This is a genomic window from Rhizobium sp. CC1099, from assembly GCF_029714385.1.
In the GTDB taxonomy this organism is placed as follows: Bacteria; Pseudomonadota; Alphaproteobacteria; order Rhizobiales; family Rhizobiaceae; genus Rhizobium.
Genome location: NZ_CP121641.1, coordinates 224,592 through 246,978 on the forward strand (window position 1 = coordinate 224,592; position 22,387 = coordinate 246,978).

The window sequence follows — 22,387 nt, forward strand, 5'->3', positions numbered from 1 at the left end:
CGGCGTCACGCTGCGCTCGCAGGTTCGTAACGCAAGATCACCGCGCCGGTCTTCAACGGTGTCGCTTCCAGCAGCTTCAGCGGTCGCTGCGCCGTCGCCGTCTTGAAGTGCGGATTGCCCGCGCCGAGAACCACCGGCACCAGGCAAATGCGGATCTCGTCGACAAGACCGGCCTTCAGCATCGCGTCGCAGAGTTCGGCGCTGCCGAAGATGAAAATCGTTTTGCCGTCCTGCCCCTTGAGCTTTTGAAGCTCGGAAACCGGATCGCTGACGATGCGGGCATTGTTCCAGCCCGGCTCTTTCATCGTCCGCGACACGGCGATCTTTGCGGTGTTGTTCATGTATTGCTTGATCTTGTCGTTCTCTTCCGCCGTTGGCCAATAGGCGGCCATGCCCTCGTAGGTCTTCCGGCCGAAGACGAGCAGGTCGCCTTCCTCGCCCAATTGTTCGGAGTATTTCTGCAGTTCCGGCCCCCAGACCAGATTGTGGAAGTCGATGTCCCAGGGCTTTTTGCCTTCGAAGTAGCCGTCGAGCGTCATCAGATTCCAGACAACAAGCTTTCTCATGTCGATTTCCTCCATCCGATAGTCAATCCATACCACAACAGAACCGGTTGCAACAAGCAACTGGTTGAAAACTAGATAAACCGATGGCAAAATGCAAGTGGTTTTTGGAGAATGAAAAATGGACGACCGTCACCGCTCGGGCTGCCCGATCAATCTGACGCTGGAAATCCTCGGCGACCGATGGAGCCTGATCGTCATTCGCGACATCATGTTCGGCAATCGCCGTCACTTCCGCGAGCTGCTGCAGAATTCGGAGGAGGGCATCGCCTCGAACATCCTTGCCGACCGCCTGCGCCGCCTCGTGGACAAGGGCTTGCTGACCAGGAAGGACGATCCCACGCATAAGCAGAAAGCCATCTATAGTCTCACCGAAATGGCGATCGACCTCGTGCCGCTCTTTGCCCATATGGGCGCGTGGGGCCGCAGGCATCTGCCGGTGTCGGAAGAGCTCTCCATTCGCGCCGAGTTGTTGGAAAATGGCGGCCTGCGGCTTTGGGAAGATTTCATGGATGAATTGCGGGCCAAACACCTGGGCAAGCAACTGCCACCCGGAACGCCCTCGGTGCTAGGCCGTCTGACCGAAGCCTATCTCGACGTCCTTGCGAAAAAGAAAAAGTCCGCCTGATCAATCCTTGCGGAAGACGATGCTTGCGCCCCAGCCGGTCACGATCGCCAGGAACACGGCAAACATGCCGTAGGGAATCGGCTGTTCATGAGCCGCATCGGTGAGCATCTGCTCGATACCGGTCTTGATGACGCGCAGCGGCACCGACTTTTGCGTCACGAACACACCGCTCTTGAAGAGATAGGCACGCACCGTATGCACGCCGTTCGGAATGTTGGCCGGCAGGCGAAGGCTTGCCTTGAAAAGATTGGAACTGACGAAGCGCACGCCGGTCGGGTCGCGCTCGTAGAGCCCGCCGGTCTGCTGCAGCCGCCGGAAGGCGGTGCGGAACTCGCCGAGGCTGCTGCCGTCTCCGACGAAGCCGACGGGCGTCAGTGGAATATGGTCGATGCCGATCCCCTGATCGGTAAGGTCGAGCGGTGTCACGACGTCGTCGATCGAGCGCGAGCTCGACATGGAATAGGAATGCGGCACGCCCTCGAAGGTCATCGAGTCGGTATTGATCCAGATGCCGAAGACGCGTTCCTTCTTGCGCACCGTCGCATCTTCGCGCGGCCCCTCCAGAACGACGACGACGTCGTATTGGCCGACGGCAAGCAAAAGGTTGTCGGTATTGGTCAGCGCCCCGAAGATCGTCAGGTCCGCGCCGCGGAAATCGGACGTGATGGCGATTTCGCTGCTGGACGTGCCGATCTCCAGGCCCTCGCGCTCTTCTTCGGAATTCTGTCCCGGCAGCAGCATCTGCGCTGCGGCAATCCCCGGCAGCAGGCAGAAGAGACCGAAAAGGCAAAGGCGCAGGCGCTTCATCAGTACGCCCCCATCACGACGGAATAGATGTCCGCGGGCGTCACGACCAGCGCCACCGCCAGGCGGATGCCGACGGCGAGAACGAGCAGCCCGAGCAGCGCCCGCAATTGTTCGCCGCGCAGTTTCTGGCCGACGCGCACGCCGTATTGCGCGCCGACGACGCCGGCCACCATCAGGATGAAGGCAAGTACGATATCGACGGAAAAGTTCGTCGCAGCCTGCACCACGGTTGTGTAGGCGGTCACGAAGATGATCTGGAACAGTGATGTGCCGACGACGACATTGGTCGGGATGCGCAGCAGGTAGATCATCGCCGGCACCATGATGAAGCCGCCGCCGACGCCCATGATGGAGGTCAGGATGCCGATCCCAAAGCCGAGCGCGACGATCGGGATGACGCTGAGGAAAATCTTCGATTTCTTGAACCGCACCTTCAGCGGCAAGCGGTGGACCCAGTGGTGATGTCCGGGCCTGCGCGGTGTCGGCGGCACGTTCTTGGCCGCCCGCCGCATGGCGTTGATGCTCTCGAGCAGCATCAGCCCGCCGACGGTGCCGAGGAAGATGACGTACATCAGCGAGATGATGAGATCGAGCTGACCGACCCGTCTCAACAGCGAGAAGATCCAGATGCCGATCGTCGCGCCCGCAAGACCGCCGACAAGCAATACGGTCCCGAGCTTCACGTCCAGCGTCCCGCGCCTGAAATGCGTGATCGCGCCGGAGATCGAGGAAGCAACCACCTGGTTGGCGCCGGTCGCGACGGCAACCACAGGCGGAATGTTATAGAAAATGAGAAGCGGCGTGATCAGAAAGCCGCCGCCGACGCCGAACATGCCGGACAGGAAGCCGACGGCCGCACCCATGCCGAGGATGATGAAGATGTTCACCGACAATTCTGCGATTGGCAGATAGATTGTCACAGCCGACCCCGAATTATGAACTGCCCCCGCCGGGCAGGTATCTTGCGTCCCGTTCGAATGGCGCATCATACGGTGAAATCGTTGCCAGAGGCTTTCGATAAACGACATGCGATCCGCGCATTACGCGAGCGATAAGTTCCGATTAATTGGGCTTTTTTCAGATTTTGTGACGACGGCACGCGAGGAGTCTTGTTCGCCGGAAAATACTTAGCCATTTCGCTAAGTATTCTCCCGCGATACTTAGCCTCATGGATCAGTATTCAGAACAGCTGAGCGGCATCTTTCTCGCGCTTGCGGACCCGACGCGCCGTGCAGTGCTCGGCCGTTTAGGCGAAGGCCCGGCCAGCATCAGCGACCTCGCGGAGCCGTTCGACATGGCTCTCTCGTGCTTCAGACAGCGCCGACCGCAACATGCACGCCGAAGTGGGCTTCCACGATGGCTGGGCACGGGTATCGAGCAGCTTGCAAGGCAAGTCGAGGACCGCGCCTGAGGGCTATCGCATCGTCACTGCCCGGCCCGTGCCAGCCCGTGCGCCACGAGCCGGTCGATGACTTCGGCATAACTCACGCCGCTTGCCGCCATTGCCTTGGAATACATGCTGATATCGGTGAAGCCGGGGATGGTGTTGATCTCGTTGACGAGGAATTGCATGTCCGGTGTCAGGAAAAAGTCGACACGCGCCATGCTGTCGCAGCCGACGGCCCTGAAAGCCCTTGCGGCCATATCCCGCATGCCGGCCTCGACCTCCGGCGGCAATTCTGCCGGTATTTTCAGCGCTGCAGCGTTCTCGTCGATATATTTCGCATTGTAGCTGTAGAAGCCATGGCTCTCCGCCGGCACGATCTCGCCCGGCCGTGAAACGAAGAGGTTGCCTGCCGTGTCCTCCAGCACGCTAAATTCGATCTCGCGCCCACGAACGAACTCCTCCGCAAGCAACTTGCGGTCGTGCCGGAAGCCTTCCGCAAGCGCCCCGTCGAATTCCTGGCTGGCATGGACCTTCCTGACGCCGACCGATGAGCCCTGCCGCGCCGGCTTGATGAAGAGCGGCAGGCCGAGTTCATTTTCCAGCGCGGCGAAGGGAGGCTGTGCGCCCTCATGAATTGTCACGGAGCGCGCGATCGGCACCCCGGCCGCCTTCATGAGTTGCTTGGCGATGTCCTTGTCCAGTGCGGTCGCCGATCCGAGAATGCCGCAGCCGGCAAGCGGCACGCGGGCAACCTCCGCAAGGCCCTGCACGGAGCCGTCCTCGCCATGCAGGCCGTGAAGGACCGGAAAGAGGATGTCGATCGTTGGCAGTTCGTAAGCCGATCCGCCAGCGGGAATTGCAAACATACGTCCGCGTCCGCCCGGCACGAGGCAGACCTCGGCTCCCTTTTCCGGTTTCGCAAGCGTGCCATCCTCGAAGCTGCTCAACAGCCATTGTCCTTCGCGGGTGACGAACACCGGAATGGCGTCGTATTTTTGAGGCTCCAGCGCGCGCATCACATTCGTAGCCGAAAGCACCGAGACATCGTGCTCGGTCGAGCGTCCGCCGAAGAGCACGACAATGCGCAGTCGGTTTGATGCATCAATCATGTAAAATCTCCGGAATGACTTGGTGTTGAAAAGACTTAGAAGCCGACGGCGATGCCGCGGTTGGCGAAGAAGCGGTCGAAGACGGCAAGCGGCAGCGTCACATGCGCCTGGCTTTCCGGATTGTGTCCTGAAGGATTGTGGAAGCGGATGGTCTCGGGCGAGGCCGCCGTCACCAGCACCAGGTGGCCGCCCTTCGATGGCGGCTCACGCTCTGGCCAGCGGATTGCGTGATGCACCGAGGCGATGAAAAACTGCCGCTTCGAAAGAAGTTCGGGAATGGCGGCCGTTTCGACATTCGTCACTGTCTCCGCGCCTAGCCCGAAACGTTCGGTGACGAAGTTGACGAAAGGCGCATAGATCAGCCCCTTGATCGAGGCATCGGCCTCATTGACGACATAGCCGCCATAGGCCGCGCAGCCGCGGGCAAGATCGAGCGTCGGATGGAATTCACCGCGCGCGGCTAGGATCATCTTCAGGCAGGCCATACCGCAGACATTGACGCCCCAGCGGGCATATTCCTCGATCGTCTGCGCGCCGGAATGCCGCCACAGCGGATCGCGCATGAGCGCCGCAGAACCCTCCGCTGCGACCGGCAGCGTCATCTCGGGCGTTTCCCATTGGCTGAAATAGGGCACGTCGGCCCGCTGAATATTCACGAATCCCCCATCGGTGATCAAGTCACGCCGGGAAATTCCACAAGCAAAACGACCCTTTTGCGGCGGACGCAAAGGGTCGATCAAAATTGATGAGGTGGAACGGCCCGCTCCAACAGCATCGATGTGCTAGGGTGGCCGTTGTTCGAACGCCACAATAGGAGGAACCGTTCCACGAAGGATGTTAGCACCATCGGGCTCGATTTGGCCAAACACGTTTTCCAGGTTCACGGCGCAGAAGCGATGGCTCGCCAATCTTCAACCGAAAACTACGTCGCGGCGAAGTCCTGCGGTTCTTCGAAAAGCTGCCGCCCTGCCCGGTCGGGATGGAAGCATGCGGCAGCGCCCATTATTGGGCGCGCGAGATCGGCAAGTTCGGTCATGAGGTGCGGCTTATCCCGCCGGCCTATGTGAAGCCCTTTGTCAAGCGCGGCAAGACGGATGATGCCGACGCAGAGGCGATCAGTGAGGCGGTGACCCGCAAGACCATGCGCTTCGTCCCGATCAAGACGGCCGAGCAGCAGGCTGCCGCGATGGTGCTGAAGACCCGCGCTCTTGTGGTGCGGCAGAGAACGCAGGCCATCAACGCCCTGCGCGCACATCTGGCCGGATTGGGCATCATCGCCAAGATGGGCAATCGCGAGCTGCGCACTCTTCTGGTTCTAGGCGCGACATCCGTCTTGCCATGCGGGCCGTTCCACATATGCGGTATAGGCAAATGCCACAAGATGAGCGGTTCTTCGCTCACGTCCGGGAGAATCCTGTTAACGTCCGGTTGCCTCAGCCGGATTTGTTCAGGCGAAAATCTGACGCGTATCACGCTTGCTGGCGATCGCTCGCGATTAACGGCCCGTGAGCTGACGGAAGTAGAAGCAGTGCTCAATCCCAATCAGTTTCGAACGCTTTCGTTGTCCTTCCCTCAAGCCTTGGTCGTGTTCTTGGCGTTGCGCTCCAGGAGCGCCTTTACCGTGTCGTCGTTGATCCTGCCGCTCGGCTCCTGGCCGACCGACTTCTGGAAGCTCTTGATCGCGGCGGTCGTCTTCGCGCCCATCTCGCCGTCCGGCGGGCCGGCGTCGAAGCCGTTGTTGTTGAGGATCGCCTGAATGTTGCGGATCGCCTTCTTCATATCGACGGTCGAGGTCTTCGTGCCGTTGCTCGCCCAGCCGTCCGGGATTTCGATGCCGTTGGCCTTGTTGTCGAGCGGCTGCGGCTTCCAGGCACTCGTTGCAGCCCGTGCCTTTTCAAGGTCGGCGGGCTTCATCGCCTTTGCCACTTCGTCGCGCTTGGCGCCGGCGTCCTTGTCGCCGCCCTGGGCAGCGATGGCGAACCACTTGTAGCTTTCGCCGAGGTCCTGCGCCACGCCGTTGCCGCGGGCGCAAAGGATCGCCAGGTTGAATTGGCTGTCGGTGATGCCGAGATCGGCGGCCTTGGTGAACCAGTTTGCCGCGGTCGTGTAGTCTTGCTCGCCGAGCGCGCCGGAGGCGTAGAGCACGGCCAGATTGTGCATGGCGCTGGCATTGCCCTGATTGGCAGCCTGCTCGTAGAAGGCCTTGGCCTTGCCGATATCGCGTGCGACGCCGGTCCCCTTCTCGTACATGCTGCCGAGACGGTATTGCGCCGGAGCAAAGCCCTTGTCGGCGGCAAGCTGATACCAGTTTGCGGCCTGCGCCTGGTCGGCCGCCAGGCCGTTGCGGCCTTCGGTATAGCGTGCGCCGATCTCGAAGAGCGCAAGCTGGTCGCCGTTGCGGGCGGCGTCTGCAAGCGCCTGCGGCTGAATGGTGTCGGGCACTGATATGGAAGGTGCCGCGGGCGAGGCATTCGTGGAAGCCGCAACATCCTTGGGCGAAAACGCTGCAGCATCCTGTGCCGGCGCGCCTGGCGTCAGCGTCGGGGCACCTTCGCCGTCAAGCGGTACGGCGTCGGTCAGGTGGCCGGGTGGTGCGGGCTGCATCGCTTCGAGCTCGGTCTGCGCCGTCCCTAAGGCGAGCGGTGCTGGGGCCTCGGGTTCTGCAGATTCCGTCGGAGTGACGGCTGCGGTTGCTTCCAAACTCTGTTCCGGCATGGCCGAACTATTGGCTGCAACGGGGTTCTGCGCGGCATCCGAATGCACCGAGACTTCGGCCGGAGGCGCCTGTTCGCCGCCGGTCAGCGTGCGGGCAAGGGGGAAGGCCATGATGGCGAGCAGCACGGCGCCTGCAGCAAGGAGAAGCGGACGGCGGAAGCGGCTGAAGGCGCTGGCGCCGCCGGCAGGCTTTGGCGCCTTGGTTTTCTTCTCCCCCTTGACCGGCTGGGCCTTTGGATCGGCTTCCATGGCGGCGGCCTGGGCTGCGCGGCGGGCGGCGGCGATATAGTCGGCGCGCTCGTTTTCCGTTGCCGGTTTCGGATTGTTGCGTGCCGCGGCCTGGCTGGCGCGTACCCGCTCCAGGATCTTCTTCACATCCGGTGCGCCCGAGCCCGGCTCCAGCGGCTCGTTCGATGCTTCCTCGCCGGGCATCAGGTCGACCGGATCGATCGACGGCGCGGGATCGATGACGGTCCGCTCGACAGCCTTCGCCTTCTCCGTCTTCTTGCCCGGAATCAGCCGCTTGCCGAGTGCTGCAAGCAGGCTGCCTTTTGCGGGCGTTGCAGCTCCAGCGGGATTGGTTGCGGCTTCGATCGCGCTCACGCTCGTATCGGCTGTGGGCGGAACATGCGCAGGCACGACAGGCTCGCTGACGCTTTCCGCCGTGCGCAGGAGCGGCGAGGCACCCTTCTGGCCGAATACGGCCTGCGTCTCGCTCTCCTCGGCACCGGCGGGGACCAGCGCGTAAGGATCAATCTCGAAATCGGCATTTGCGGCGGGCATTCGTGCGGCCGGCCGGCTGCGGGTTTCCATGTCGTCCAGCCGGTCGGCGATCTGCACCAGCGTCTCGTGCAGCGCCTGGAACGTCTTGTGCGTGCGTTCGTCGCTGCTGCGGCTAAGCTCCTCCAGATGCCGCAGATCTTCGGCGAGTGCATTTAGCGCCGACATATCGGCGGCTGGGACTGCGCCGACCTGAAGACCGCCGTTGCGGGAATAGGCCTCGACGACGGCTTCGGCCGCCTGGCGGGCCGCCTCGATGATGTATTCGTCGCTGGTCGCCATATAGTCTTCGATCGCGCCCATGCGGCGGTCGAGCTCGACGGGAATGCCGTCACCGCCGGCGCGCGGCGTGTTCATCAGCGCTGAAAGACCGGCAATCTGGTCTTCGAGGTTCTTCAGGGCTCTCGAATCCGTCGGGGGCGCCGCCGTGCTTTCCTCGAGGCGTGCCGCGATGTCGCTGAGGCGCCCCTCGATGCGGCGGAATGCACCGTCATCGGTAGCTGCGCCAGGCGCAGGCTGCACGTCCATCTGGTCGATGCGGCGCGCAAGATAGTCCAGCCGTTCCGCCAGCGCGTCGTTGACTGCGCCGCTTTCCAGTGCGTCGATCTTGCGGGAGATGTCGGCGAGCGTGCCGTTGAGATCTGCCTGCGGAACCGTCTTCTGGGCACGCTCGAGCATGAAGGAAAGCTGCTCAAGCCGCTCGTCGAGGCGTGCCGTCGCTTTGGTATTGGCGAGTTCCTCCACGCGCCGCGTCAGCATTTCCAGCCGGTCGGCAAGGCCCTCAGCGGGCAGGGCGTGGGTTTCCGCACTGCGGCCCACCATATCGATCTGCTCGGCCAGCGCATTCAGCCGGCCTTCGAGGCGATGCATCAGCGCCGGGTCGCCGCTTGCCGCGCTGCGCCCGCTCGCCGCGATCGCACGGCTGATCTCGTCAAGGCGCATATCCATCGCGGCAAACTGCTCGGCCATGGCGCGGTCATGCGGCTGGATCATGCTGCCGAATTGCTCCATCGCGGTCGCGATCGCAATCAGCTTGTCTTCCAGCGCGCGCACTGCCGGGCTTTCGCCCATGCCGCCGATATGGCGCTTGATATCGTCGAGCCGATAGGCGAGCGACACCAGCTCTTCCTGCAGGCCTGCTGTGTCCAGCGCATGCAGCTGGTTTTCGAAGCCGTCCCAGCGGCGTTCCATGTGGCGGATGGTATCCTCGCGGGCAAGCCCGTCCATCAGTGAGCGCAGTTCTTCGAATTCGTTTCGCAGGCCCGCAGTCTCCGGGCCAGCCGAACGGCTGGAGAGCTGGTTGATGCTCTGGGCGAGCCGGCCCATGTCTTCGCGGATGTCGTCGGCGAAATGCCGGTCCTGCGCGCTCGTCTTGATCTCGCGCAGTTCCGTGCGCAGCGCATCCATCTCGCGCGCTACACCGTCCGAAATGTCGCGCTTCAGGTCCTGGCGCAGGTTGACGAGCGCCTGGGCAATCTCGGTCATTGTGTCAGGCGAGGCGCCATAAGCAGGTGCGGCCTGCGGTGCCGGCATACGCGGGGCCGATGCCGGTTCGCGGTAAGCTGCACGTTCGGCGGCTGCGCGTTCACGACCGGCATCGAGCGTGTGCTGGCGCTCGCGGATTTCTGCGAGCGGATCAGGCCGGGCTTCCGGCCTTATATAAGCCGGTTCGTAAGCTCTCCCGTAGCTTTCGCGCTCCGCTGCGGCCGGCTGCTGCCTCGGCTCGCGGCTTCCCTTGCCCATCAGCCCTTCGATGCGTGCCTCAAGCCCCTCGATCGTGCGGTTTAGCGCATCGAGCGATGCCCTGTCGGAATGCCGGGGGATATTGGATCGCGATCCGTTCATCTTCCTGCTCGCTTCGTCTGCTCGGGACCCTCGTCAGGGCCAGGCCGTTGGCTTGAGAGACCGTTCACCGGAGAGCAGTTTATTAGACTTTTCTCAACTCGAACGGCGTAGCGGCACTCCAAGTAAACGCGAGACTTGAAAAAGGAATGCGGATCACCACTGCTCACCCCGCACCTTTCACGAAACGTGGTAAACAAGCCGTTAATGTCCGTGAAAATTTTTTAATGTTTCGGTAAATCGGCACACATTTTGAGCTAGATGCGCCGCTCCTTGATGGTGTTCATCACAAAGCTGGTCTCGATCGTATCGACGCATTTCAACCGCGCGATCTTCTCCTTGATGAAGCGCTCGTATTGATCCAGCCCCGCGCTCATCACCTTCAGGACGTAGTCGCGCGAACCGGTGACGAGATGGCACTCGAGCACTTCGTCCCAGCTGCGCACGGCAGTCTCGAACATCTGGATCTCGTCCTCGTGCTGGCGGCTGAGCCGTACGGAGGCGATTGCCGTCATCGTCCAGCCTTCCGCGGTCGGATCGACGAGCGCCGTGTAGCCCTTTATGACGCCCGTCTCCTCCAGCCGCCGCAGCCGGCGAAGGCATGCGGAAGCTGAAAGCCCCACGCGCTCGGCAAGCTCGTTGTTGGTGATCCGCGCATCGGCCGTCAGTTCCTTCAGGATTCGCCGGTCCGTCTCATCGGCAATTTTCTGCGCCATATTTCAGATTGCTCCGCAGGAAGTTGCTTCCAAAGACATCCTCCTGCGCCAAATAGCAAGAACGTGCCTCCGCATTTGATATAATTTGCTGTTTCAGTTCCAATCCATCGGCCTGAGGAGACCGTCAATGACCGCGCCGCACCCTTCGAGAACCCATATCGGCAATCACGCGCTGCATCCGGAAACGCTAATGCTGAACTACGGGTACGATCCGGAACTTTCCGAAGGCGCGGTCAAGCCGCCGGTCTTCCTGACCTCGACCTTCGTCTTCAACACCGCCGAGGATGGCCGCGATTTCTTCGATTATGTGTCGGGCCGCCGCGAACCGCCGGCAGGCAAGGGTGCCGGCCTCGTCTATTCGCGCTTCAACCACCCGAACAGCGAGATCGTCGAAGACAGGCTCGCCGTCTATGAGCGGACGGAAAGCGGCGCGCTCTTCTCCTCCGGCATGGCGGCGATCGCAACCACGCTGCTTGCCTTCGTCCGGCCGGGCGATGCGATCCTTCATTCGCAGCCGCTCTATGGCGGCACCGAGACGCTGCTGGCGAAGACCTTCCTCAATCTTAGCGTTTCCGCCGTCGGCTTCGCCGATGGCGTCAGCGAGGCTTCGGTAAAAGCGGCTGCAGAAGAAGCTATGTCGAAAGGCCGGGTCTCGGTCATCCTCGTCGAAACGCCCGCCAATCCGACGAACAGCCTCGTCGATGTCGCCATGATCCGCCGCATCGCCGATGCGATCGGAAAAACGCAGGACCACACGCCGATCGTCGTCTGCGACAACACGCTGCTCGGCCCGGTCTTCCAGCGCCCGATCGAACATGGCGCGGATATCTCGCTCTATTCGCTGACCAAATATGTCGGCGGCCATTCGGACCTCATCGCCGGCGCCGTCCTCGGCCCCAAAGCGGTGATCAAACAGGTGAAGGCACTTCGCGGCTCGATCGGCACGCAGCTCGATCCGCATTCCTGCTGGATGCTCGGGCGCTCGCTGGAAACGCTGCAGATCCGTATGGAGCGGGCCAACAGCAATGCGCGCGCCGTTGCCGATTTCCTCCGCGATCACCCGAAGGTCGAGAACATCCACTATCTGCCCTACCATGATCCGGAATCGCCGGTCGGCCGGACCTTTGCCACGCAGTGCACAGGCGCCGGCTCCACCTTCTCTTTCGATATCAAGGGCGGTCAGCCGGCCTCCTTCAAGTTTCTGAACGCGCTGAAGATCTTCAAGCTTGCCGTCAGCCTCGGCGGCACGGAATCGCTCGCCAGCCATCCGGCTGCGATGACCCATTCCGGCGTTCCGGCAGATGTGCGCCAGCGCATCGGCGTTCTGGAATCGACCATACGGCTGTCGATCGGCATCGAGCATCCCGACGATCTGATCGCCGATCTGGCGCTCGCTCTGGACGAAGCGTAAGGGCAGGCGGCCTCAGGCCGCCGCCGTCTCCCGCACATCATCGAGCAGAAAATGCGCGACGATGTAATTCGTCCTGTAGCGCCTGCCGCTATCGGAGGTATTCTCGATACTGCCGCCGTCAGCCGGGTGCCAGGCATGGTAATGCGGATTGGTGGTGATCAGCGTGATCGCCTTGCCGGCGAATTTTCCGCCGAGCCGGTAGCGGGCTTCCGCCAATGGCCAGATGCGCTCGTAATCCTCCATCGGAATGCGGACTTTCAGAGCCTGCCTGCTGATCGCCTCGCTCCGCGATCCGTCCTCGTGGACGACCGCCGGCAGCGTCAGCGTCACTTCCTCTGCGCCGTCCAGGATGGAATTGAACTCCTCAGGCCACATCCGTCTCATGAAATCGCTCCTCCCAGGGCTCTCTTCGGTTAGCCAGCGAAATGTAGCGTGTTCACCCGCAGAAGCAAACGCTGCTTTCAGTCAGCGATTGCCAGTCAGCGATTGCCAGTCAGCAGGCCAGGCTGCGCGCCGCATTCTTCAGCGCTCTCTCCAGCGACTGGAATATCCTCGGATCATCCGACTGGGCGACATTGAAGCGAAGGAAACCGCGTGCTGTCTGCGACAGACTGAAGGCATTGCCCGGCGCTAAGACGACGTTGTCGGCAAGGCAGGCTTGCGCGATATCGGCAGCGTCTATGCCGTCCGGCAACTTGCACCAGACAAACATGCCCGCTTGCGGCCTTATCCATGGCGTGATGCCGAGCGGCGCAAGCCGCGCTGCCGTCTCGTCCATCGCTCTTGAAAGGCGAACGCGCAGTGCCTCCAGATGTTTGCGGTAGCTGCCATCCTTCAAGAGCAGCAGGATCAGTTCGGACGAGAGCCGCCCGCCGCCGATGCTTGTCGCCATCTTGAGGTCGGTGAGCGGCTCGATCCAGTCCGGTCTCGCGGCTATGAAGCCGCAACGGACAGAGGCAGAAAGCGTCTTGGAGAAGCTGCCGATATGGACCACACGCTCCAGCCCGTCGAACGCGGCGAGACGAGGAGCCGGCTCATCCTCGAGATCGGCGAAGATATCGTCTTCGATGATTGTCAGGCCGGCGCGCTCGGCAAGCTTCAGCAGGCGGTGTGCCACAACAGGTGAACACGTCGCGCCTGTCGGGTTATGGATTGATGAGTTGGTGATGTAGAGCCGCGGCCGGTGCTCATCGATCGCCCGCTCGAATGCCTCGATATCCGGCCCGCTGGGCGTCATTGGAACGCCAATGGCGTTCGCCCGGTGAGCGCGCAACAGTGCATGGAAATTGAAATAGCAGGGGTCGTCCACCAATACGCCATCACCTGGCTCGATCAGAAAGCGGCACAGAAGGTCGATCGCCTGCGTGCCCGACTCCGTAAGAATGATGTGGTCGGGAGCTGCTGCAATGCCGCGCTCGCCCATGCGGCGCGAGAGCAGTTGCCTTAGCTGTGGCAGCCCAAGCGGCGTTCCATAATCTGCAAGTACCCGCCCTTCGCCGCGGGAGATCGCGCGAAGCGCCTTCCGTATTGCTACCTGTGGCATCCAGCTTGCCGGCAGCCAGCCGCATCCGGGCTTCAGCAGTTCGGGCGCGTCTTCCAGCGACTGTCGGTAGACCCACAATGGATCGATCGCCCGATCGAGCTTCGGCCCGATCTCGGAAAGCGCAAGCGGCGCAAGCGGGCTCGAAACGTAGAAGCCGGAACCGGGCCGTGAGCGGATCAGGCCTTCGCCGGCCAGCCGTTCATAGGCTTCCACGACAGTCGAAGGCGAGACCTGCATCGTCTTGGCGAAGGCGCGCACCGAGGGCAGGCGGGATCCCGGCACGAGCCCGCGAGCTGCGATCCGGCCGCGGATTTCCGCCATGACGCCTTCTATGCGCTTGCCGCCGCTCTCGCGCTTCGTCGACTGTTGATCCATCTGTACTGTATCCGTATCCATAACAGTTTGTTCTGATTGTATAGCACTGTCTCTGGCGGTTCCAGGCCTTGCGGTCGATAGCGATGAAAACGCAGGAGCATGGCGATGGACCGGACAGGCGGCTGGATCAACGGTTTTCTGGGAGTGTTGATCTTCAGCGGATCGCTTCCGGCGACGCGCGTTGCGGTCGCAAATTTCGATCCGCTGTTCCTTACCGTCGCCCGCGCCGCGATCGCTGGCATACTTGCCTTATGCTTGCTGCTCGCCTTTCGCGAAAAGCGTCCTGGCCGCGCCGATCTTCTCTCGCTCCTTGTGGTGTCGCTGGGCGTAGTTATCGGCTTTCCGCTGCTCACCGCATTTGCGCTGAAGCATATCACTTCGGCTCACTCGACAGTTTTCATCGGCCTTCTGCCACTGGCGACCGCCGTCTTTGGCGTGCTGCGCGGCGGCGAGCGCCCACGTCCGGTCTTCTGGCTGTTTTCCTGCCTCGGCAGCGCCATCCTCGCGGGCTTTGCACTGATGCGCGAGGATGCCGTATCCTCGGTCGGCGATCTCTTGATGCTCGCGGCGATCATCGTCTGTGGGCTGGGATATGCGGAAGGGGGGCGGCTGTCGCGCAAGCTGGGCGGCTGGCAGGTTATTTCCTGGGCGCTCGTTCTCTCGCTGCCGGTCATGCTCGTGCTGTCACTCGTCGTCATGCCGCCGTCCTTCCCGGATGCAGCAAGCACGTCTTGGATCGGTCTTGCTTATGTCTCTCTCTTCAGCATGCTGATCGGCTTCATATTCTGGTATCGCGGCCTTGCGCTCGGCGGTATCGCAGCCGTCGGCCAGCTGCAATTGCTGCAGCCCTTCTTCAGCCTGGCACTTGCGGCTGTGCTGCTTCATGAGAAGGTGAGCCCAAGCATGTTTGCCGTCACGCTGGCCGTCGTGGCCTGCGTTGCGGGCGCGAAGAAATTTGCGCGATAGAGCAGCAGGCGGAACTACGGCTCCGCCTGAACCATCCGGCATCCCGCTTAGCCGCGGAATGCCGCTTCAAGCTTGGCGATATCGAGCTTGACCATCTGCAGCATGACTTCGGTCATGCGTCGCGCCTTGGCCCGGTCCGGGTCGGCCATCATCTCGCCGAGCACGCGCGGCACGACCTGCCAGGAAAGCCCCCAGCGGTCCTTCAGCCAGCCGCATGCCTCCTCCACGCCGCCGTTCTGCAGGAAGCCATCCCAGAGCCGGTCGATCTCGGCCTGCGTCTCGCATGCGACGACGATCGAAAAGGAATGATTGAGCGGATCGAGCGGCCCGGCCTCCAGCGCCGTGAACTCCTGATCGCCAAGCCTGAACTCGATCACCTTGCAGCTGCCCTCCGGCCCGCTCGGCGTATCCGCGGGAACCACGGTCGTGCGCCGGATGGAAGAATTAGGCACCATCGAGACATAAAATTCGACGGCTTCCTTTGCGTCCTTTTCGAACCAGATATTCGTGCTGACCTTGGTCATGGATAGTCTCCGCGTCTATTTGCTGACAATGGTTGACAGCCCAAGGACGTTTCAAGCGGAGGTCATCCGACAGGCGTAAAGATTCTTTCCCACAAATTTGCCTGCATGCAAGATTTGACGTTTACGCAAACGTCAATATTTTGTAAGAGACTCTCGAATGCCGGTCCCGTCCGGTTGCCGAATTGGAGGAATTCGAACAATGCCAGTCTACAAGGCTCCGGTGAATGATACGCTCTTCGTGCTGAACGACGTGCTGGGCATCGAGCGCTACAATAATCTGCCGGGTTTTGCCGATGCGACGCCGGATATGATCGAGGCCATTCTCGGCGAGGCGGCAAAGGTGGCAGAGGAAGTGCTCTTCCCGCTGAATTATTCCGGCGATCAGGAAGGCTGCAGGCGGGCGGACGACGGCTCGGTCACGACGCCGAAGGGCTTCAGGGAAGCCTACAAGACCTATTGCGAAGGGGGCTGGATCGGTCTTGCCGTACCGGAGGAATTCGGCGGCCAGGGCCTTCCCTACACGCTGCATGCCGCAGTTGGCGAATATACCTCCGCGGCGAACATGTCGCTGATGATGTATCCGGGGCTGACGCAAGGCGCCATTGCGGCAATCGTCGTCCACGGGTCGGACGAGCAGAAGCAGGCCTATCTGCCAAAGATGGTTGCCGGCGAATGGTCGGGCACCATGAACCTCACCGAACCGCATTGCGGCACCGATCTCGGGCTGCTCCGCACCAAGGCCGTGCCGCAGGGTGACGGCAGCTACAAGATTTCCGGCCAGAAGATCTTCATCTCCGCCGGCGAGCACGACATGACGGACAATATCGTCCATCTGGTGCTCGCCCGCATCGAGGGTGCGCCGGAAGGCACCAAGGGCATCTCGCTCTTCATCGTGCCGAAGTTCCTGGTCAATGCCGACGGCACGCCGGGCGACCGCAACGCCGTCTCCTGCGGCGCGATCGAGCACAAGATGGGCATTCACGGCAATGCCACCTGCGTCATGAATTACGACGAGGCGACCGGCTTCCTGATCGGCGCGGAAAACCGCGGCCTGAACGCCATGTTCGTGATGATGAACGAGGCTCGCCTTGGCGTCGGCCTACAGGGCCTCTCGATCTCGGAAATTGCCTATCAGAACGCCGTGAACTACGCCCGCGAGCGCATCCAGGGCCGTTCGCTCTCCGGCCCGAAGGCGCCGGACAAGAAGGCCGATCCGATCATCGTCCATCCGGATATCCGCCGCACGCTGATGACCATCCGCGCCTTCAACGAGGCCGGCCGTGCGTTCCTCCTCTGGACAGCGCTGAAATCCGACATCGCCCACCGCTCCGCGAGCGATGCCGAGCGCCAGACGGCGGATGACATCCTCGGCCTCGTCACCCCGATCCTCAAGGGCGTGATGACCGACAAGGGCTTCGATCACGCCGTCATGGCCCAGCAGATCTTCGGCGGTCACGGCTATATCGAAGAGCATGGCATGAGCCAGTACGTGCGCGACGCCCGCATCGCGATGATCTACGAAGGTGCCAACGGCATCCAGGCGCTCGATCTCGTCGGCCGCAAGCTGGGTCTCAACGGCGGCCGCGCCGTCATGGCGCTCTTCAAGGAGATCGGCGATTTCTGCGAGGAGAATCGTAACGACGAGAAGATGACCTTCTTCACCAAGAACCTGAAGAAGGGCTTGAACGACGTGCAGGCGGCGACCATGTGGTTCATGCAGCATGCGATGGCAAAGCCCGACAATGCCGGCGCCGGCTCGACGGATTACATGCATCTCTTCGGCCTCGTCGTTCTGGGCTATATGTGGGCGAAGATGGCGAAAGCCGCAGAGGATGGCCTTGCGAGCGGCGATTCGCCGCGCGAAAGCTATTTCAGGAACAAGCTTGTGACCGCCCGCTTCTTCATGGAGCGCATCATGCCGGAAACCGCGCTGCGCAAGGCCCGCATCGAGACAGGCGCCGAGACGATGATGACCTTGCCCGCCGAGGCGTTTTAATTTGGGTTGCCCCTTCTCCCCGCCGGGGAGATGGTAGCCCGAAGGGCCGGACAAGGGAGCGCGCCTCAGGCGTGGCTTTCTTCTGGCTCCGGCTTTGCCGGAGACCCTTATCGCCTCGCTTTGTTCGATACTTCTCCCTGCTTGGGGGGAAGGGAAGACACGGAATTCAACGGCCACCCGGCCGATAGGGAGATGAGACAATGACCGAGGTTTTCATTTATGATCACGTCCGCACGCCGCGCGGCCGCGGCAAGAAGGATGGCTCGCTGCACGAAGTGCCCTCCGTCCGCCTCGCCGCCAAGACGCTGGAGGCGATCCGCGACCGCAACGGGCTCGACACGAAGACGGTCGACGACATCATCATGGGCTGCGTCGACCCGGTGATGGATGCCGGCGCCGTCATCCCCAAGGCCGCAGCCTTCGAGGCCGGCTATTCGACGCACGCCCCCGGCATCCAGATCTCCCGCTTCTGCGCCTCCGGCCTCGATGCCGTAAACCTTGCGGCCGGCAAGATTTCGCAAGGGGCCGATGACATCGTGATTTCCGGCGGCGTCGAAAGCATGTCACGCGTCGGCCTCGGCATGTCCGGCGGCGCCTGGTTCATGGACCCGTCGGTCAATTTCCCCGCCTATTTCATGCCACAGGGCGTCTCGGCCGATCTCATCGCCACCAAATACGGCTTCTCCCGCGACGACGTCGACGCCTATGCCGTCGAAAGCCAGAAGCGCGCCGCCAATGCCTGGGAAAAGGGCTACTTCAAGAATTCGGTCATTCCGGTGAAGGACCAGAACGGCCTGACGATCCTTGCCCATGACGAGCACATGCGCCCCGGCACCGATATGCAGGCGTTGGCCTCCCTCAATCCGTCCTTCCAGATGCCAGGCGAAATGGGCGGCTTCGAGGCTGTCGGCATCCAGGCCCATCCGGAGGTCGAGCGCATCAACTACGTCCATCACGCCGGCAATTCCTCGGGTATCGTCGATGGCGCCGCTGCCGTGCTGCTCGGCTCCAAGGCCGGCGGCGAAACGATGGGCCTCAAACCCCGCGGCCGCATCAAGGCCTTCGCCAATATCGGCTCCGACCCGGCGCTGATGCTGACCGGCCCCGTCGACGTCACGGAAAAGCTGCTGAAGCGCACCGGCATGCAGCTTTCCGACATCGATCTCTTCGAACTCAACGAAGCCTTCGCCGCCGTCGTGCTGCGCTACATGCAGGCTTTCGACATTTCGCACGACCGGATGAACGTCAATGGCGGCGCCATCGCCATGGGCCACCCGCTCGGCGCCACCGGCGCGATGATCCTCGGCACCGTGTTGGACGAGCTCGAACGCCGCGATCTCAATACCGCGCTCGTCACGCTGTGCATCGGCGCCGGCATGGGCACGGCGACGGTGATCGAGAGAGTGTAGTCGCGGAAAGCTTTGGGGCGGCCCGCTCGCTTATGTCCGTCATCCTCGGGCTTGACCCGAGGATCCACCGCCTAAGGGCTGGATGGTCGGGTCAAGCCCGACCATGACGGAAAAGAAAGGGGCCGTACAAGGTCGCACTGCTGGAAGAGATTTCAAGGGAGAGGAGTCCCGCCATGAATACCTACAAGAACTTCACCGTTAGAACCGACGCCGACGGCATTGCGCTCGTCACCTGGGATATGCCCGGCAAGTCCATGAACGTCTTCACCGAAGAGGTGATGGACGAGCTGAACGCCGTCGTCGACGCCACGGTTGCCGATACCGCCGTCAAGGGCGTCGTCATCACCTCCGGCAAGTCCACCTTCTCCGGCGGCGCGGACCTGTCGATGATCAAGTCGATGTTTACCCTCTACCAGCAGGAGAAGGCCGCAAACCCGCAGACCGCTGCGCAGAAACTCTTCGATCTCGTCGGCCGCATGACCGGCCTCTTCCGCAAGCTCGAAACCTGCGGCAAGCCCTGGGTCTCGGCGATCAACGGCACCTGCATGGGCGGTGCCTTGGAAATGTCGCTTGCCTGCCATGGCCGCGTCGCCTCCAATGCCAAGTCGGTGAAGATCGCGCTGCCCGAGGTCAAGGTCGGCATCTTCCCGGGGGCCGGCGGCACGCAGCGCGTCGCGCGCCTGGCCGATGCCCAGTCCGCCCTGCAGATGATGACAACCGGCCAGTCGCTCTCTGCCTCCCGCGCCAAGGCCATGAATCTCGTGCATCAGGTGGTCGAGCCGGACCAGCTCATCCCGGCTGCCAAGCAGATGATCAAGGACGGCCTGAAGCCCGTCGCTCCTTGGGATGAGAAAGGCTTCAAGGCGCCCGGCGGCGGCATCTGGACGCCTGCCTCCGCACAGCTCTGGCCGGCCGCTCCCGCGATCCTGCGCCGCGAGACCGCCGGGAATTATCCGGGCGCGCTTGCCATCCTCAAATGCGTCTATGAAGGCCTGCAGGTGCCTTTCGATACGGCACTGAAGATCGAGCAGCGCTATTTCACGCAGGTGCTGCAGACCACCGAAGCCTTTTCGATGATCCGCTCGCTCTTCATCTCGATGCAGGAGCTTGGCAAGGGGGCCCGCCGCCCGGCAGGTGTGCCCAGGACCGACCTGAAGAAAGTCGGCGTCGTCGGCGCCGGCTTCATGGGCGCCTCGATCGCCTACGTTACGGCCGCCGCCGGTATCGACGTCATCCTGATCGATCGCGATATGGACGCGGCCAACAAGGGCAAGGCGACCGGCGAAGGCCTGGTGAAGGAGTCCATCGGTAAGGGACGTCTTACACAGGAAGAGGGTGCCGCCATCCTCTCCCGCATCACCCCGTCTGCCGATTACGCCGACCTGAAGGACGCCAATCTCGTCATCGAAGCCGTCTTCGAAGATCGCGAGGTCAAGAAGGACGTCATCGAAGCCGTCGAGGAAGTGCTCCCTGAAGGCGCGATTTTCGCCTCCAACACCTCGACCCTGCCGATCACCGGCCTGGCGAAAAATTCCAAACGCCCGGAAAATTTCATCGGCATCCACTTCTTCTCGCCGGTGGAAAAGATGATGCTGACCGAAGTCATACTCGGCAAGGAAACCGGCGACAATACGCTCGCCGTGGCGCTGGATTATGTCGCCGCCATCAAGAAGACGCCGATCGTCGTCAACGACACCCGCGGCTTCTTCGTCAATCGCTGCGTGCTGCGCTACATGGCCGAAAGCTATGACATGCTCATCGAAGGCGTGCCGCCCGCGATGATCGAGAACGCCGCGAAGATGGCCGGCATGCCGGTCGGCCCCTTGGCGCTGAACGACGAGGTCGCCATCGACCTGTCGCTGAAGATCCTCAAGGCCACGGTAGCGGACCTGGGCGAAAAGGCGATCGACCCCCGCCACATGGAGCTCGTCTCCCGCATGGTGGAAAAGGAAGGCCGCTTCGGCCGCAAGAACTCCAAGGGCTTCTACGATTACCCTGCGAAGCCCGCCAAGAAGTCCCTCTGGCCCGAACTCAAGTCCTTCTACCCGCAGAAGAAGGCAGAGGGCGTGGACGTCAACACCCTCAAGCAGCGCTTCTTGGTCACCATCGCGCTCGAAGCCGCCCGCACGGTCGAAGAAGGCATCGTCACCGACCCCCGCGAAGCCGACGTCGGCTCCATCCTCGGCTTCGGCTTCGCGCCGTATACTGGCGGCGCGCTCAGCTACATCGACGGCATGGGCGCCAAAAAGTTCGTGGAATTGTGCGAAACGTTAGCCGCTTCTTACGGATTGCATTTCAAGCCGACGTCGCTGCTGAAGGACATGGCCGCGAAGGGCGAGACGTTTTATGGCCGGTTTGATCCCTATGCAAAGGAGAAGGAGGTGGCGTGAGCCGCCTCAATGGTTTGTGTTTAGTTTGTTAAGCCTCAAGGTGACGGAGCAAGGGGCCACGCCCACGGGCGCGCGCCTGCGCAGGAGATTTTCATGGCCACTATCGCCGAAATCGTCGTCGAAGCTGAAACCCCCTCGCGCCTCGCCGCCTTCTGGGCGGCAATTCTCGATGGCTATCAGGTCCGTCCCTATGACGACGCCGAAATCAGCCGGCTGGCGAAGCGTGGGTTTACGCCGGAGACGGACCCGACCGTGATGGTGGACGGCCCCGGCCCGTCGCTCTGTTTCCAGCGCGTCCCGCTGCGCGATTACAGCAACAACCGGGTCCATCTGGATATTGCCGTCGATGATGTTCCAGCCGCAATCGAACGCATCACCGCGCTTGGCGGCAGCGTCCAGCGAAGGGAACCAGGCTATACGGTGATGAAGGACCCGCAGGGCAATCAGTTCTGCATCGTGCCTGCGAGATAAAACGAGCCTTCGGTCAAATTTCGCAACGCGCCGCGGCCGGCGAAGCTGTGTCTTCACGAACACGAGGCGAAGATGGAAATCCGGGTGAAATGATGTCTGGCCGATGCGCGCGATTTTGCGAGCTGGCTGGGCGACTGGCGCGATTGCCGCCTGCTGCAGGGGCCGCAGCAATATGAGGGGCCGCTTGCACCGTCATGCGTAGATCAGCAAAAGCCGTCTGCGCGATGCGGAGGATGAGGAAACCGGCGCATGAAGTGCCGGACGGGTGAGGAACGACGATATCGTATGACTGCCCATAAGGAACGAAAATTGCGCACCTTCTCGTTCCGTCTTGCACTGGAGACAATATTCGCGTAGAAGCCCGCACATCGATCTTGCTAGATGGACTTTGTTTCGGCCATTTGTGCCGTTCCTGGCGAACTTCCTCCAAAATCGGTCTTCATCGCGCGTTGGCTTTGGCCGGTGCGTTATCTTCTACGTACGATTTTAAAGGATATCGTCATGAACACAGGTACCGTTAAGTGGTTCAACGCAACCAAGGGCTTCGGCTTCATTCAGCCGGATGACGGCGCAGCCGACGTTTTCGTCCACATCTCTGCTGTCGAGCGCGCCGGAATGCGCGACCTCCAGGAAGGCCAGAAGCTTTCCTACGAGCTCGTTTCCGACAAGCGTTCGGGCAAGATGTCGGCAGACCGTCTTCAGGCGGCCTGAGCCGCGCAAGGCTTGAGAATATCATCTCCGGAACGTGACCACGG

The 22,387-nt window shown here is 62.0% G+C and carries 18 protein-coding genes and 2 pseudogenes; 10 read left to right on the forward strand and 10 right to left on the reverse strand.

Translation table 11 applies throughout. The annotated features are described in order from the left end of the window. Window positions 1-5: 5 nt before the first annotated feature. Entirely contained in the window at window positions 6-566 is a 561-nt protein-coding gene (locus tag QA644_RS01125) for a dihydrofolate reductase family protein (RefSeq protein WP_074066580.1), read from the reverse strand. A 118-nt stretch (window positions 567-684) separates the two neighbouring features. On the opposite strand from QA644_RS01125, the gene QA644_RS01130 reads away from it, so the two are divergent. After that, window positions 685-1,191, forward strand: a complete 507-nt coding sequence (locus QA644_RS01130) for a helix-turn-helix domain-containing protein (protein ID WP_194728896.1) — start codon at window positions 685-687, stop codon at window positions 1,189-1,191. Here the strand turns inward: QA644_RS01130 and QA644_RS01135 are convergent, their stop codons facing one another. Further along, window positions 1,192-1,998 (reverse strand): TIGR02186 family protein, encoded by an 807-nt coding sequence (locus QA644_RS01135; RefSeq protein ID WP_039843867.1) that lies wholly within the window; start codon window positions 1,996-1,998, stop codon window positions 1,192-1,194. Then, window positions 1,998-2,918, reverse strand: a complete 921-nt coding sequence (locus tag QA644_RS01140; protein WP_074070157.1) for a sulfite exporter TauE/SafE family protein — start codon at window positions 2,916-2,918, stop codon at window positions 1,998-2,000. The genes QA644_RS01135 and QA644_RS01140 overlap by 1 nt, the downstream gene beginning before the upstream one ends. A gap of 248 nt (window positions 2,919-3,166) precedes the next feature. Between QA644_RS01140 and QA644_RS01145 the strand changes: the two are divergent. Further along, window positions 3,167-3,301 (forward strand): annotated as a pseudogene (locus QA644_RS01145) (helix-turn-helix domain-containing protein); the annotation flags it as partial. Window positions 3,302-3,423: 122 nt separating this feature from the next. Here the strand turns inward: QA644_RS01145 and QA644_RS01150 are convergent. Beyond that, on the reverse strand, window positions 3,424-4,494 hold the full coding sequence (locus QA644_RS01150; RefSeq protein WP_283070701.1) for a D-alanine--D-alanine ligase family protein: 1,071 nt from the start codon (window positions 4,492-4,494) through the stop codon (window positions 3,424-3,426). Window positions 4,495-4,529: 35 nt separating this feature from the next. Continuing rightward, window positions 4,530-5,144 (reverse strand): C39 family peptidase, encoded by a 615-nt coding sequence (locus tag QA644_RS01155; protein ID WP_283072429.1) that lies wholly within the window; start codon window positions 5,142-5,144, stop codon window positions 4,530-4,532. Between the two features lie 195 nt (window positions 5,145-5,339). Between QA644_RS01155 and QA644_RS01160 the strand changes: the two are divergent. After that, a pseudogene (locus QA644_RS01160) lies at window positions 5,340-5,767 on the forward strand (IS110 family transposase); the annotation flags it as partial. A gap of 299 nt (window positions 5,768-6,066) precedes the next feature. Here QA644_RS01160 and QA644_RS01165 read toward each other — a convergent pair. Together QA644_RS01165 and QA644_RS01170 are read right to left on the reverse strand one after the other, a co-directional pair. Then, the gene (locus QA644_RS01165; RefSeq protein WP_283070702.1) at window positions 6,067-9,834 is read right to left on the reverse strand and encodes a peptidoglycan-binding protein; all 3,768 of its coding nucleotides are present in this window, start codon (window positions 9,832-9,834) and stop codon (window positions 6,067-6,069) included. A gap of 254 nt (window positions 9,835-10,088) precedes the next feature. Beyond that, window positions 10,089-10,547: an Lrp/AsnC family transcriptional regulator gene (locus QA644_RS01170; protein ID WP_283070703.1), complete on the reverse strand. Its 459-nt coding sequence runs from the start codon at window positions 10,545-10,547 to the stop codon at window positions 10,089-10,091. A 127-nt stretch (window positions 10,548-10,674) separates the two neighbouring features. Here QA644_RS01170 and QA644_RS01175 point away from each other — a divergent pair, with 127 nt between their 5' ends. Next, on the forward strand, window positions 10,675-11,958 hold the full coding sequence (locus QA644_RS01175; RefSeq protein ID WP_194728900.1) for a cystathionine gamma-synthase family protein: 1,284 nt from the start codon (window positions 10,675-10,677) through the stop codon (window positions 11,956-11,958). Window positions 11,959-11,970: 12 nt separating this feature from the next. Here QA644_RS01175 and QA644_RS01180 read toward each other — a convergent pair whose 3' ends face one another. Beyond that, window positions 11,971-12,342, reverse strand: a complete 372-nt coding sequence (locus QA644_RS01180; protein WP_074066586.1) for a hypothetical protein — start codon at window positions 12,340-12,342, stop codon at window positions 11,971-11,973. A gap of 109 nt (window positions 12,343-12,451) precedes the next feature. Continuing rightward, window positions 12,452-13,876 (reverse strand): PLP-dependent aminotransferase family protein, encoded by a 1,425-nt coding sequence (locus QA644_RS01185; protein ID WP_074066587.1) that lies wholly within the window; start codon window positions 13,874-13,876, stop codon window positions 12,452-12,454. Between the two features lie 105 nt (window positions 13,877-13,981). Between QA644_RS01185 and QA644_RS01190 the strand changes: the two genes are divergently transcribed. Continuing rightward, window positions 13,982-14,842 (forward strand): DMT family transporter, encoded by an 861-nt coding sequence (locus QA644_RS01190; protein WP_283070704.1) that lies wholly within the window; start codon window positions 13,982-13,984, stop codon window positions 14,840-14,842. Between the two features lie 47 nt (window positions 14,843-14,889). On the opposite strand, the gene QA644_RS01195 is transcribed toward QA644_RS01190, so the two are convergent. Further along, window positions 14,890-15,366: a VOC family protein gene (locus QA644_RS01195; RefSeq protein WP_074066588.1), complete on the reverse strand. Its 477-nt coding sequence runs from the start codon at window positions 15,364-15,366 to the stop codon at window positions 14,890-14,892. Between the two features lie 199 nt (window positions 15,367-15,565). On the opposite strand from QA644_RS01195, the gene QA644_RS01200 reads away from it, so the two are divergent. The 5 genes from QA644_RS01200 to QA644_RS01220 all read left to right on the forward strand — a co-directional run bounded on the left by QA644_RS01200 (window position 15,566) and on the right by QA644_RS01220 (window position 22,343). Beyond that, on the forward strand, window positions 15,566-17,362 hold the full coding sequence (locus QA644_RS01200) for an acyl-CoA dehydrogenase C-terminal domain-containing protein (RefSeq protein ID WP_239595628.1): 1,797 nt from the start codon (window positions 15,566-15,568) through the stop codon (window positions 17,360-17,362). Between the two features lie 200 nt (window positions 17,363-17,562). Then, window positions 17,563-18,771: an acetyl-CoA C-acetyltransferase gene (locus tag QA644_RS01205; protein ID WP_194728903.1), complete on the forward strand. Its 1,209-nt coding sequence runs from the start codon at window positions 17,563-17,565 to the stop codon at window positions 18,769-18,771. A gap of 173 nt (window positions 18,772-18,944) precedes the next feature. After that, a complete protein-coding gene (locus tag QA644_RS01210; protein WP_239595627.1) occupies window positions 18,945-21,161 on the forward strand; it encodes a 3-hydroxyacyl-CoA dehydrogenase NAD-binding domain-containing protein in 2,217 nt (738 codons plus the stop codon). A gap of 93 nt (window positions 21,162-21,254) precedes the next feature. Then, window positions 21,255-21,632, forward strand: coding sequence for a VOC family protein (locus tag QA644_RS01215; RefSeq protein ID WP_074066592.1), 378 nt, complete (start codon window positions 21,255-21,257; stop codon window positions 21,630-21,632). 501 nt (window positions 21,633-22,133) lie between these two features. Further along, on the forward strand, window positions 22,134-22,343 hold the full coding sequence (locus QA644_RS01220; RefSeq protein ID WP_022718262.1) for a cold-shock protein: 210 nt from the start codon (window positions 22,134-22,136) through the stop codon (window positions 22,341-22,343). Window positions 22,344-22,387 lie beyond the last annotated feature (44 nt).

Excerpts from the sequence above, each read along its gene's own strand:
- QA644_RS01125 (WP_074066580.1), bottom strand. The coding sequence starts at position 566 with ATGAGAAAGCTTGTTGTCTGGAATCTGATGACGCTCGACGGCTACTTC.
- QA644_RS01130 (WP_194728896.1), top strand. The coding sequence starts at position 685 with ATGGACGACCGTCACCGCTCGGGCTGCCCGATCAATCTGACGCTGGAA.
- QA644_RS01135 (WP_039843867.1), bottom strand. The coding sequence starts at position 1,998 with ATGAAGCGCCTGCGCCTTTGCCTTTTCGGTCTCTTCTGCCTGCTGCCG.
- QA644_RS01150 (WP_283070701.1), bottom strand. The coding sequence starts at position 4,494 with ATGATTGATGCATCAAACCGACTGCGCATTGTCGTGCTCTTCGGCGGA.
- QA644_RS01165 (WP_283070702.1), bottom strand. The coding sequence starts at position 9,834 with ATGAACGGATCGCGATCCAATATCCCCCGGCATTCCGACAGGGCATCG.
- QA644_RS01170 (WP_283070703.1), bottom strand. The coding sequence starts at position 10,547 with ATGGCGCAGAAAATTGCCGATGAGACGGACCGGCGAATCCTGAAGGAA.
- QA644_RS01175 (WP_194728900.1), top strand. The coding sequence starts at position 10,675 with ATGACCGCGCCGCACCCTTCGAGAACCCATATCGGCAATCACGCGCTG.
- QA644_RS01180 (WP_074066586.1), bottom strand. The coding sequence starts at position 12,342 with ATGAGACGGATGTGGCCTGAGGAGTTCAATTCCATCCTGGACGGCGCA.
- QA644_RS01185 (WP_074066587.1), bottom strand. The coding sequence starts at position 13,876 with ATGGATCAACAGTCGACGAAGCGCGAGAGCGGCGGCAAGCGCATAGAA.
- QA644_RS01190 (WP_283070704.1), top strand. The coding sequence starts at position 13,982 with ATGGACCGGACAGGCGGCTGGATCAACGGTTTTCTGGGAGTGTTGATC.
- QA644_RS01195 (WP_074066588.1), bottom strand. The coding sequence starts at position 15,366 with ATGACCAAGGTCAGCACGAATATCTGGTTCGAAAAGGACGCAAAGGAA.
- QA644_RS01200 (WP_239595628.1), top strand. The coding sequence starts at position 15,566 with ATGCCAGTCTACAAGGCTCCGGTGAATGATACGCTCTTCGTGCTGAAC.
- QA644_RS01205 (WP_194728903.1), top strand. The coding sequence starts at position 17,563 with ATGACCGAGGTTTTCATTTATGATCACGTCCGCACGCCGCGCGGCCGC.
- QA644_RS01210 (WP_239595627.1), top strand. The coding sequence starts at position 18,945 with ATGAATACCTACAAGAACTTCACCGTTAGAACCGACGCCGACGGCATT.
- QA644_RS01215 (WP_074066592.1), top strand. The coding sequence starts at position 21,255 with ATGGCCACTATCGCCGAAATCGTCGTCGAAGCTGAAACCCCCTCGCGC.
- QA644_RS01220 (WP_022718262.1), top strand. The coding sequence starts at position 22,134 with ATGAACACAGGTACCGTTAAGTGGTTCAACGCAACCAAGGGCTTCGGC.